The organism is Halomonas sp. DP4Y7-1 (assembly GCF_019800705.1).
GTDB classification, from domain to species: domain Bacteria; phylum Pseudomonadota; class Gammaproteobacteria; order Pseudomonadales; family Halomonadaceae; genus Halomonas; species Halomonas litopenaei_A.
Map to the genome: position 1 here is coordinate 159,451 of NZ_JAHVKS010000008.1, position 12,567 is coordinate 172,017.

Below are 12,567 nucleotides of genomic sequence, written 5' to 3' on the forward strand. Positions count from 1 at the left end.
CATCCCTATCACTCTCAGATGCCTCAGCCTCGACGCAGCCAGCCAGGACGTTGTGGTCACTGCCGGGCGTTTCACTGACACAGGATTTTATCGGCTCGCATGATGGAACCCACGTCTCAGCACTGCGGCTTAGCGGTGGATGGCCAATCATCGCGCGCCTTGCTGTTGTCGACGAGCCACTGTCAGGCCATGAGCAATCATCACGCTCTCGGGCTGCCCCGCAAATTAAAGCGGCCCAGCAGGTTAAGGGTGCCCCGCCAATGACGCTGCTCAGGACTCGCCAGTTCCTGCTGCTACAGGGCCCCTGTTCACCATTCTTCACAACGCTCAGTCGTGAGCTGCTGGAACGTGGCCATGGCGTACATCTGATCGACCTGTGCGGAGGTGACCTGATCTACCGCTGGCGGCTAGGCAGTCGTCGGTTTCGCGGCGGGCTGACGGACTTCACGTCACAGATAGCCACCTGGATGAGCCAATGGCGGATCACCGACCTTGTGGTGTTTGGTGATCAGCGCCCTCATCATCGAATAGCGATCCAGGCTGCTCGGCAGCTTGCACTGCGCGTCCAGGTGTTTGAAGAAGGCTACCTGAGACCCCACTGGGTCACCTTGGAGCCGGATGGCGTCAACGGTTGCTCCCGGCTCCCCAAGGACCCAGACTGGTTTGTGGAAGCCGCCGCCAGGCTCGGCCCACCGCCCCCTGCACAACACAGCCTTAGTCCCTTCAGGGTGCGCGCCACCCATGACGTTCTCTACCACCTGGCCGGGCTCTCCAATCCACTGCTGTTTCCCGGCTACCGCGGCCACGCTCCCGTCAGTGCACCGCGTGAATACGCCGGCTATCTACGGCAACTGACGCGCAAGCGTCTTGAGCGCGCCAGCGAAGCTCATCGCCTGAGGGCGTTTCTTGGCCATCCTGGGCCTTACTTTGTGTTGCTGCTGCAGCTGGACAGCGATGCACAGATTCGCTGTCACTCAGCCTATCCCGACATGCTCAGGGTACTGCGCGAGGTACTGCTGTCCTTTGCTCAGTTTGCTCCTCCCGACGCTCGTTTGCTGGTCAAGAATCATCCCCTCGATCCGGGATTGAGCGGCCTTCGTCGGCATACCCAGAACATGGCGAGGGAGTGGCAGATCGATCATCGCCTGCTGTTCATCGAGGGCGGCGACCTCAATCATCTGCTGCCTGCCGCCCAGGGAGCCATTACCGTCAACAGCACCTCGGGCTTTGTGGCGCTGGAAAACAACTGCCCTCTACTTTCCCTCGGTAATGCCATCTACAACCTGCCGGGCCTGACGCTATCTCGACGTCGGGTACCAGCGGACTTCTGGCATGCAGCGCCCCGTCCAGACGGCAAGCTATTCCAGGCACTGAAAACGACATTGCTCCATACCGTTCAGCTCAACGGCAGTTTCTACTGCCGCCCAGGCATCGCACTGGCGGTCCACCACAGCGCCCGTCGCCTCTGTACCGAACGCTCTCGACTCGAGGAGTTGCTGTCATGCGTGCCATGCGCTGCGTAAGCCTTGGGTCAGCCGCCAGGAGCCGAGGGCTCGGCCAGGATGTCCTGTCATGATGACCTTCGGGCTGGATACACAGGTAGCGAGAACGGCACTGTGCCTGGGGCTGCTTGGCCTTCCCCTCGGCACGCTGCTCAGCCTCGCCCTCGAGGCTTCCGATGAACGCGCGCCGTGGCGCCAACGCCCTGCGTCTGCCTGGCTGGTCCACATGGGCTCATGGGGTCTTGTCTATTTGCTCTGGCTGGGCTTGGTACAGCGCGGCATGCTGGCCATGGTCATCACTCTTACCCTGCAGTGGGTCGTGCATCACAGCCACCGGGCCAAATGGCAGAGCCTGAAGGAACCCTTCCTGCTCCAGGATTTCGAGTATTTCCTGGACGCGGTGCGTCATCCGCGACTGTATTTGCCCTTCTTCGGCATCACGCTGGCCATATCAGCGACCCTGGCAGGCCTCTTGGCCATCGCGGCGTTCTGGTGGCTGGAGCCCAGCCTGATGTCCACGCTTGGCCCTCAGCAGAGCGTGCTGTGGTGGCTTTTCCTGGCCCTGGCGCCGGCGTCAGCTCTGGCGCTGGGCCTGACGCGTTTGCCAGGGGCTAGCCTGGATCCTGTTGCCCATCACCGCAGACTGGGGCTATGGGCAGGCTTCTGGGCCTTCGCACGCTACCCAGACACCCCGATCAACGTTTCCCGCGCCCCCATCTCATTGCGCCAACCTCGACGGATGCACTTCAACCAGCCGTCGATCCCGCTGTCTCAGCACACGCCCCCCTTCAGGCCCTCGGTGGACAACCTGCCTCACCTGGTCATCGTCCAAGGGGAGTCGTTGTTCGCCCCTCGTCCCTGGTATTCCCAGATTCCTGCTGAGGTGCTCTCCCACTGGGACCACCTTTGCGCCAGCGCATTGGCCCATGGGCGCCTTAGCGTGCCCGCCTGGGGCGCCAATACCGTGCGCAGCGAGACCGCATTTCTCTGCGGGCTGAGCGCTGACGCCCTCGGCATGCATCGCTTCAATCCGTACCACCAGCTGGCTCGTCAACAGGTCCCCAGCCTGGCCAGCGCCTGCTCTCAACTCGGCTACCGGACCCTGGTGCTTCACCCCTATCCGGCCAGTTTCTATCAGCGAGACAAGGTGATGCCGAGGCTAGGCTTTGATGTCTTTGAAGATCTCGACAACTTCCGGCACGAGCGTCGCGACGGCCCCTACGTGGCCGATGCAGTACTGGCTGAGCGTGTCGAACGGGCGCTCCAGGACCCCGATCCCCGGCCGTTGATGGTGTTGGTGATCACCATGGAAAGTCATGGGCCCTTTCTGCTCGAACCTATGCCATCGCCGCTACGTTGGCTGACTCCAGATACCCGGCGCCCGGACAAGGTAAGTCACGAGCTGGACATCTATCTGCACCATCTGGCGAATATCGACGCCATGATCGGCCACCTCGCGGCGTCACTCGCAGGCCAATCGCGATCAGGACTGCTCTGTGCCTACGGTGATCACGTGCCTATCTTGAGCGCCAGTTATGACTGGCTCGGCGATCCAGATGGCAAAACGCCCTTTCTGCTATGGAGCCCCCAGGGCGCCAGTATTGACCCGCAGCCACCAGTGACAGAGCTCACCGAGCTCGCCGACGGCATGCTGGATGCCGCCTCGGCCCTGGCGTATCAAGATGCCGAACGACGCTCGTCCGCATCGCCGTACCTCTCGAACGGCACTTCTCCCTACGTGTCTGGCCGCATACGTCGGCCGAAGGAGTCGCCATGACCCGGCGTGTCGCCATTATCGGAAACGCAGTCCGCTTTCCCCAGCAGCCCGGCGAGTCTCTATGGCAGAGCCTGCTGGCCGGGCGAGACCTGGTCACGCAGGTGCATCCCTCACGCTGGGATGCTCGTCGTTTCTATCATCCGCAGCGAGGCTCGCTGGGGACCAGCGTCAGCATGGCCGCCGGGACCCTCGGGGATATCAGCGGTTTTGATGCCGACTTCTTCGGCATTTCTCCCAGAGAAGCTGCCACGATGGACCCGCAGCAGCGTGTGCTGCTGGAATTGACCTGGGAAGCCCTCGAGCATGCCGCTATTCCGGTATCGACACTGAGAGGAACGCGCTGCGGGGTTTACGTGGGGATTTCCAGCCCCGACTTCGCCTATCGGTACACCGGTGACCTGGCGTCACTGGACAGCCTGTCTGCTACCGGCAATACCTTCAGCATCGCTGCCAATCGGCTGTCTTACCTGCTGGACGTCACGGGCCCCAGCATGGCCATCGACACCGCCTGTTCGTCATCACTGGTGGCGTTTCACCAGGCGTGCCAAGCCATTCGCAGCGGTGAGTGCGACACCGCCCTGGCCGGCGGAGTCTGTCTGCATCTCCACCCCTTCGGTTTCATCGCCTTCTCGCGTGCTGGCATGCTGTCCCCACGCGGCCGTTGCCGCGTCTTCAGTGACGAGGCGGACGGCTATGTGCGAGCGGAGGGCGCCGGGGTCGTCGTGCTCAAGGCGCTCGACCGGGCGCTGGCCGACGGCGACCCGATCCTGGCAGAGGTGGCGGCGACCGGCGTCAATACCGACGGCCACAAGAGCGCACTTACGGTACCCAGCGCCGACGCTCAGTCGCGTCTGTTGACCGAGGTCTATGCGCGCGCCGGTATCGCGCCGGCCCAGCTCGACTACCTGGAAGCGCATGGCACCGGAACACCGGTGGGCGACCCCATCGAGGTGTCCGCCATCGGCGAAGCACTCGGCAGGCATCGCTCAATGCCCCTGCCTATCGGCTCAATCAAGAGCAACATCGGTCATGCCGAGACCGCCGCGGGCATGGCCGGACTCTACAAGGCCCTGGGCTGCCTGAGCGCCCGCCGGGTTCCGGCCACGATCGGCATTGAACGCTTGAATCCTGCCTTGCGCCTGGATGACCACAATCTGCAGGTCGTTCGTCATACCCGAACGCTGGCTGCCAGTGGCCCTCTGACCATCGGCATCAACAGCTTCGGCTTTGGCGGAGCCAACGCCCACGTCGTGCTGACCTCACCACCACGCCAGACAGCGCCTACCCAGGTTGCCGTGGCAACTCATCCAGTGCCCAACGCACAGCGCTGGCCGCTGGTACTGTCCGCCCATGACGAGCCAACCCTGGCGGCGCGGGCCGCTCAGCTTGCCGCCCACCTTGAGCACCATCAACCAGCGCTGGAGGCGCTGACCTGGACCCTCACCCAGCATCGTGAACGGCTAAGCCACCAGGCCATCGCGTTGGTCAGTGATCACGAGCAGGCCATGACGGCGCTGCGCCAGCTGGCGGCTACGCCAGCATCAGGGGGCGACGACTCCCCCGATGCAGCGCAAACCGCTGCCGGCCAGCCGCCAGCGGTGTGGCATCAGCCGCGTCTCGCGGCCCCCCGCGGGCCCGTCTTTGTCTACACTGGCAACGGCTGCCAATGGCTAGGCATGGGACGAGAGCTTTTTACCAGCAGTGGCGTCTTCCGGGATGCCATCGCCAAGGTCAGTGACTGCTTTGCACCACGCGGTGGGTTTTCGCTGTTCACCTTGCTGGCGGAAGGCGTCGATGCTGAGCTGCTGAACGACACCCTGGTGGCACAGCCGGCTCTCTTTGCGCTACAGGTTGGCGTGACCGAATGGCTGCGTGCGGCGGGCATAGTACCGACGGCGGTGACCGGCCACAGCGTAGGCGAAGTGGCCGCGGCCTGGGCCTGTGGTGCCCTGTCACTCAGCGATGCGGTAGAGGTGGTATTCCAGCGCAGTCGCCTGCAGAGTCTGCTTCGCTACCGGGGCGGCATGACGGCCATCGCCTGTCAGTTGAACGATATAGCGCCCTGGTTGGAACAGCCTCGCTTCGCTGCCCTTGATCTGGCGGGGGACAATAGCCACGGCAATATCACCCTGGCAGGACCGCTGGCAGCGCTGACGGAGCTGGAACATGAGCTCTCCGCCGCCGGTATTCGTCATCTTCGCCTACCGCTGGACTACCCCTTTCACAGTGCCCTGCTGGACGAACTGGAACCCTCGCTGCGGGATGCACTGTGCGACCTAACCCCCGCCCCTCCACGGCTGCCGATGATCTCGAGTGTCAGCGGAACGCTGGTCGACGCTCCGCTGGATGCTAGCTACTGGTGGCGTAATCTGCGCGCCCCGGTAAGGTTTCGCGAGGTCCTCGATGTTCTGGTGGAGCGCGGCGACTCGGTGCTGCTGGAAGTCGGTGGGCATCCGCTGTTGAAACGCTATATCGAGGCCCAGTACCGGCTGCATGGTCAACCGGTCCTCCATGTCACTACCCTGGCGCGCACCAAAGATGCCTCGGCGACGCTTGAAGAAGCCTCCGCTAGGCTGTGGCTCAGTGGCGTGCAGGGCAGCTTCGCCGCCTGGTTTGGCCGACGCCATGCCCCCGTGGAGCTGCCGCCCTACCCCTGGCAACGTCGCCACCACTGGCCCCGCCCAAGCGGCTGGGGCGACCACTCGCTGATCGCTCGAGACGAGCATGTGCTGCTGGGCTACCGCCCGGATCCTACGCTGGCCGTGTGGCATCAACGCCTGAGCACTGCCACGCTGCCATCGCTTGCAGACCACTGCGTCGGTGGCACGCCGGTACTCGCTGCCGCGGCTCAGGTCGAGATGGTGCTGGCCGCCGCTGCCGCACTCGAGGATTCCGCCTGTATCGAGATCAACGACCTGGAAATCCTCGCACCGCTGGTACTGGAGGACCCATTGGGACGTCTGACCCGGCTGGACGTGGATGCCCAGCGTCGTGTCAGCCTGCAGACCCGAGGACTCGACGAGGCAGATCGGTGGACGCCACAACTGACGGCACGCCTGGCACCAAGCTGCCTGGGGCGCACGCTGCAGGAGCCGCCTCCCGAGCTACCCGCCCCCCCTTCCCAGCTTAGCGGCGAGCAGCATATCGAGCTCACCCAGGCCATGGGACTGGACTACCACGGTGACTATCGCTGCCTCGAGCATATCTGGTGTCAAGGTGATGAGGCCATGGCCACGCTGGCCATGGTAGAGGACGACACCGACTGGGAGTTGCCTCCCGGTCTACTCGACGGCGCCCTGCAGCTGTGTCTTCCCTTGCTGGGAGAGCCCCAGAATCGTGGCTATCTACCCGTGCGACTGTCGCGCCTTCAGTTTCGTCGCGGCTCAGGCCAGCCGACACTGGCCAGAGCCGTCATACGTCGGCGCTCCCCCCATTCCTTCACCGCCGACCTGTGGCTCTACAACGCCGATGGCTGTGTTGCCGCCCTTGAGGCGGTGCGCTTTGCCGCCACGCCCTTGCCACGAGGAGTCTCCTCCAACGCCACAGCCGGTGTGGAACGACTGACGTCGACCCAGGTCCCCGCGCCACTCTCGCCACACCCGATCGGCCAGCACGGCAGCCGTCTAGCCGCTCAGCTCCAGGAGGTGATCAACGGCCGCCACGGACTTGTGCTGGAGGAACTCAGTGTGCTGCTGAATCACCTCTGCGATCGCTGGCTTGCACAGGCCGCCTGCCAGGCTGCAGCCAGCGAGCCGAGGACAGAGCAAAGCGTCGGTATCACAGAAGACAGCGTGGCACACCGGCTCGAGGCCTTGTTCCCGACCACGCGCCACGTCTCAGAGGATGACTCGCCAGAGCCCCCGTGCCAGCACGAAGCGCAGCTTTCGACCGCCGCGTCCGGCGAAGATGAGCAACATGCGCCCGCCGCGCTGTGGCGACTACTGCTGGCGGAATATCCTCAGCAACTGGCGTTGCTAGGCCCGCTTGGACGCCTTGGCCAGCACCTGCCGTCGCTGCTGGCCGGGACGCACCAGGTCATCGACGAGCTGACTCTGGAACAGCTCCAGCCTGCCGCGGCCAGTCTGATAGATGACGCTCTATGGGAGGTACTGCATCAGCAGGTCCGTGGGCTGGTCGACACGCTGCACCAGGAGCTTCCTTCGTCTCAGCCTGTACGCCTGGTGGAGGCGGGGATGGCGGCCCCACGCCTGGCGGAGGCGCTGCTGCCGGTGCTTCAGCCTAGCCGCATCACGCTGCAGCTCTGTGTCTCGGACGAGCTTTCGCGCCAGCGCGCCCAACGCCTGATCGACGCCAACAGCGCCATATCGTTGGCGACATCCACGGCTGGGCCTCCGGCTCAACTGGCTTGGGTAGTCACCACGCCCCTCGATCTCGATGCCAGCTTGAAGGCCATCGATCAGGCCAGGGCCCCTCTGGCCGAACAGGGACAGCTGATCATCCTGGCGCCCCCTTCCACCCGCTGGTGGCAAGCCCTGGGTGCACTGTACCCAACCGCTCGTCCGGCCCGACACGACGCCATATGTCGGTATCTCATCGACCATGGCTTTGACATTCTTAGCCCCCCCTCACGTACAAAAGCTCATCAACCGGCGATCATTCACGCCGTACTGACACGGCCCAACACGCCCGAGGCTGCTACTTCTCCTTCGCTCTGGCTCATCACCGATCAGCGTAACCAGCAAGCAGCGCAGCGCCTGCAGCTGCAGCTAGGGCAAGGAGAAGGGGAAGGGGAAGGGGAAGGGGAAGGAGCAAGCCACGCACACTGCCTGATGCCACGTTGCCTAATGGAGAGTGAGCTGGAGGCTGAGCTTGAACATCTGACCAGTGACGAGCGCGCACGCGTCCATCTCGTCGACCTGCGCGGCCTGTCCACGGGCGATCGCCAGACGCCTATTGCGCCAGCCTCCACTGCGCCAGCCACTGGCGCTACAGCCATCAGCTCGCAGCAAGAGCCCTGTCTCCCTATCGATACCCACCGTCGCTGTCTCGATCGGTTGGAACAGCTTGGCCAGCTCGCTCGATTGCCTGAGGTCGCTGCCATGACGCTGGTCACCTGCCAGCTGGCACCGCTGCTGAACGGCGCCACGCCGAGGTTGGCGGACGCGATGTGGTGCACGGCGGCTGATGAGATCGAACAGGCCGCCGCCTGGGGACTGTGGCGCAGCCTGGCAAATGAACGGCCGAAGGTGCGCTGTCGCGCCGTCGATATTGTCCTGACCGATGAAGCGCTGGAGACGCTTGGCCGGGCACTTGAGCAGGATGATGGCGAAGAGGAAACCGTGATCACTGCCCAGGGAGATCGCTACGCGGTTCGCGTGCGCCGATGGCCAGCACTCCCCCCGGCTTGCGACAGGCCAGTGTCCGCGCCTGTGACGACCGGCGCGAACGACCAGCGCCTGGCCATCAGCCATCCGGGACAGCTATCACGTCTGACCTGGCAGCCAGCGCTCACCAGCGGCCATGCGCCTGATGCCCTCGACGCGGATCAGGTCAGGGTCAAGGTGCTGGCCACGGGACTGAATTTCCGCGATGTCATGTATGCCCTCGGCATGCTGAGCGACGAGGCCCTGGAACAAGGGTTCTCGGGCGCAGGCCTGGGGCTGGAGTTCTCAGGCATCGTTGAAGCCGCGGGCCCCGGTGTCGAGGGACTGGCGCCGGGAGACCTCGTCATGGGGCTCGGCTCAAACGCTTTCTCCTCCCGCCTCGTCACTAGTGCTAGCGCGTTGACGCGGATTCCTCCTGGCGTCGATCCCATCGCTGCCGCCGGAGTACCCACCGCCTTTCTGACCGCGTTCTACGCGCTGGAACATCTGGCTCGGCTCTCTCCGGGCGAGCGAATACTGGTCCATGGTGCCGCCGGAGGCGTCGGCCTTGCTGCCATACAGATCGCCCAGTGGAAGGGAGCCGAGATCTTTGCGACGGTAGGCAGCCCGGCGAAGCGCGATATGCTGACCCTGCTTGGCGTTACCCACCTGTACGATTCCCGCAGCCTGCATTTCGCTGAACAGATCCTCGACGATACTCAAGGTGATGGCGTTGATGTGGTGCTCAACTCCCTGTCTGGCGAGGCGATTCACCAAAGCCTGCGGGTACTGGCGCCGTTCGGTCGTTTCCTGGAACTCGGCAAACGCGACTTCTACCAGGATACGCCGATGGGGCTGAGACCCTTTCGCCAAAACCTGAGCTACTTCGGCATCGACTCCGACCAGCTGTTGTCCCATCGACCCGCTCTCGCCGGGAAGCTGTTGGGGCAACTGATGGAAGGCTTCCATTCGGGGGCTTTTCACGCCTTGCCATGTACCGTCTTCACTGCAGAACGCGTGGTCGATGCTTTTCGCCACATGCAAAAGGCCGCACATATCGGCAAGATCATCGTGACCGCCCCTGACACGGCCCACCAGAGCGAGCTACCGGACAGCGCTGTCGCCACCGGACTCGCCTCTGACGTGATCAGGACAGGCGTTGAGCCCAGCGACCATGAGCCGGGCTCACTGCAAGAGGATGAGTTCAGTTCTGGAGAAACTTGGGTCGATGCAGACGGATGCTACCTGATCACCGGAGGGCTATCGGGGCTGGGGCTGGCGACTGCCCAGCGACTGGTGGACCGCGGTGCCCGTCACCTGCTGCTGTTAAGTCGATCTGGCGCCAGCAGCGCCGAAACCAAGGCGGCAGTCGATCGCTGGCATCGCCAGGGCATTACCGTGGAGACCCCCTGCGTGGACCTTGCCGATGGCGCAGCGCTCGCTGCGCTGATCAGGGTCACGCAACAGCAGCGCCCCCCCCTGCGAGGGGTCATCCATGCGGCGGCCGCCATCGATGACGCCTTGGTGCACCATCTGGAGCGCTCCCACCTGGAGACAACGCTTGGAGCCAAGCTGCTGGGGGCACTGCATTTGGATCACCTGACCCGCGACTTCCCGCTACAGATGTTCGTGCTGTATGCCTCCGCCACCACCGTTTTCGGTAGCCCTGGGCAGTCCGCCTACGTTGCCGCCAATATGGCGCTGGAAGCCCTTGCCGTGAGACGACGACGGGCGGGCCTGCCTGCTACCTGCCTGAGCTGGGGCATCATCGAGGACACCGGCTTTCTCGCGCGCCATCCCTCTCTCCAACAGTCACTGGCCAAGCGCATGGGGGGCAGTCAGCTGCGTGCCGGCCAGGCGCTGGACCAGCTGCAACAGGCCATCACCGAGGATATCGGGGTCGGCGCTGTAATTGGCCCCGTCGATGGCTTGCCCGCCCAGCGCCGCTTTGACGACCTGCGTCAGCAGTGGCAACGGACGGACAGCTCAGAAGTGACTCTCCCCCAAGTCGACCTGGCGACCCTGGACGACAACGAAAGGGCGGAGATCGTGGAAAGCGTGGTGCGCCAGCAGCTCGCCAGCATCCTGATGCTCGAGCCGGAGCGGATCGACGGCCACAAGCGTCTCTCGGAACTGGGGTTCGATTCCCTGATGGGGGTCGAGCTGGTGACGGCTATCGATCACCAGCTGGGCGTCACTCTGTCTCCCATGGCCCTGGCAGACGCAGCAACGCTCAAGCGAACCGTTAACCTGATCTGCGAACAGGCGATGGGCCCATCCGACACGGTACACGACGAGCAGACCCACCTGGCCCACCGTCATGGTGCAAGCACAGCGGCCGAGAAGGAGGGGGCATGACGCCTGACGAACGCAAAGTATTGAAGGAGCGATGGCTCGATCAGGCCAGGAGGCAGGATGCCAGCCACAGCGAGCTGCCTGGCCGCCAGGATGCCGCCCCTGACCTCACCGACTTCAGCACGCTGGAAGGTTACCGCCAGATCAGCATGATGCGCTCACTCGCCAGCGCTGCTGGTGTCGCCAGCCCCTTCTTTCGCTGTCATGACGCTAGAGCGGGGGCCGTTAGTCAGCTACAGGGTCGCGATGTCATCAACTTTGCCAGCTATGACTACCTGGGACTGGCAGGAGACTCCAGGGTCATCGCCGCGACGCGCCACGCTATCGAACGCTATGGGACTTCCGTTTCCGCCAGTCGCATCGTGGCCGGCGAACGGCCGTTCCACCAAAAACTGGAGGGCGCGCTGGCCCAGCACTATCAGAGCGACGATGCCCTGGCCTTCGTCAGTGGCCACGCGACCAATGTGTCCACCATTGCCATGTTGGTCGGGCCACGCGACCTTATCGTTCACGATAGCCTGATCCATAACAGCGTGCTCGTCGGCGCCAAGCTATCCGGGGCCACGCGCATGAGCTTTCCTCACAATGATCCCGACGCCCTGGACCAGCTGCTTCGACGCCACCGCCAACGTTTCGAGCGGGTACTGGTGGTGATCGAAGGGCTCTACGGTATGGATGGTGATACGCCGGACCTAACCCGATTCATTGCCGTCAAGCGTCACCATCAGTGCTGGCTCATGGTGGATGAAGCGCACTCACTAGGGGTGTTGGGAGCGACCGGACAAGGGCTGTACCAGCATTGCGACGTACCTGCCGCCGAGGTCGATATCTGGATGGGCACGCTCAGCAAGGCACTGGCATCGAGCGGTGGTTACATTGCCGGCTGCCAACCGCTGATCGACACCCTGCGCTATCTGGCGCCAGGATTCCTTTACAGTGTTGGCCTGGCGCCACAGCTCGGCGCCCCTGCGATTCGCGCGCTCGAGCTTCTTGAGCAGGAGCCGTGGCGCGTCACCGCCCTGCAGCACAACGCTCAGCGTCTGCTGGCAGGTTGTAGGGCGCTAGGACTAGAGACAGGACATTGCCAGGGCCATGCCATCATTCCTGTCATCCTGGGAGACTCTGCCAAGGCGACCCTGCTCTCACACCGACTGCTGGAGGCTGGCATCAATGTCCAGCCAATTCTCTATCCCGCCGTGCCGGAGCGAAGCGCCCGCCTGCGCTTCTTTGTCAGTAGCGAACATACACACGAGCAGATCGACCTCACCCTGCAAACGCTGGGTGGATTGATGGCGACATCGCCATGAAATGGTAGTGATTGAAGGATCCTGACCTTTCTCCCAGCAACGGAAAGCCAATGATCCAACCAAGAAGACACCCAAGCCTGTGAGCAGCAACAGCGTGAATGGGGAACCATCAACGTAGGGAGAAGCAGTAGAGGAGAGAGAAGAAAGGGGGAGAAAGCGAGGGGAGGGAAAAAGAGAGAAGAGAGAAGAGAGAAGAGAGGTTGAAGTGAGCTTCCTAGGCTTTGTCCGAAAAGTCGACGAGCGAAGGTTAGACAAGGCAAAAATTGGTGAGAAAGCGCAGTTTACGAGGTGTAAATGAGCAT

At 63.5% G+C, this 12,567-nt stretch carries 4 protein-coding genes; all 4 read left to right on the forward strand.

Annotation, left to right across the window (positions count from 1 at the left end):
- The first annotated feature begins 260 nt into the window (after positions 1–260).
- Genes KUV72_RS15505 through KUV72_RS15520 form a run of 4 tightly spaced genes read left to right on the forward strand, consistent with a single transcriptional unit; the run spans position 261 to position 12,265 of the window.
- The gene (locus tag KUV72_RS15505) at positions 261–1,523 is read left to right on the forward strand and encodes a capsule biosynthesis protein (RefSeq protein ID WP_222239003.1); all 1,263 of its coding nucleotides are present in this window, start codon (positions 261–263) and stop codon (positions 1,521–1,523) included.
- A gap of 49 nt (positions 1,524–1,572) precedes the next feature.
- The gene (locus KUV72_RS15510) at positions 1,573–3,279 is read left to right on the forward strand and encodes an LTA synthase family protein (RefSeq protein ID WP_222239004.1); all 1,707 of its coding nucleotides are present in this window, start codon (positions 1,573–1,575) and stop codon (positions 3,277–3,279) included.
- Positions 3,276–10,961, forward strand: coding sequence for a type I polyketide synthase (locus KUV72_RS15515; RefSeq protein ID WP_222239005.1), 7,686 nt, complete (start codon positions 3,276–3,278; stop codon positions 10,959–10,961). Before KUV72_RS15510 ends, KUV72_RS15515 begins: the two co-directional genes overlap by 4 nt.
- Entirely contained in the window at positions 10,958–12,265 is a 1,308-nt protein-coding gene (locus KUV72_RS15520; RefSeq protein WP_222239006.1) for an aminotransferase class I/II-fold pyridoxal phosphate-dependent enzyme, read from the forward strand. Before KUV72_RS15515 ends, KUV72_RS15520 begins: the two co-directional genes overlap by 4 nt.
- Positions 12,266–12,567: the final 302 nt, after the last annotated feature.

What these genes read in the sequence shown, in the direction of transcription:
- KUV72_RS15515 (WP_222239005.1), top strand. Translation starts at nt 3,276, where the DNA reads ATGACCCGGCGTGTCGCCATTATCGGAAACGCAGTCCGCTTTCCCCAG.
- KUV72_RS15520 (WP_222239006.1), top strand. Translation starts at nt 10,958, where the DNA reads ATGACGCCTGACGAACGCAAAGTATTGAAGGAGCGATGGCTCGATCAG.
- KUV72_RS15505 (WP_222239003.1), top strand. Translation starts at nt 261, where the DNA reads ATGACGCTGCTCAGGACTCGCCAGTTCCTGCTGCTACAGGGCCCCTGT.
- KUV72_RS15510 (WP_222239004.1), top strand. Translation starts at nt 1,573, where the DNA reads ATGATGACCTTCGGGCTGGATACACAGGTAGCGAGAACGGCACTGTGC.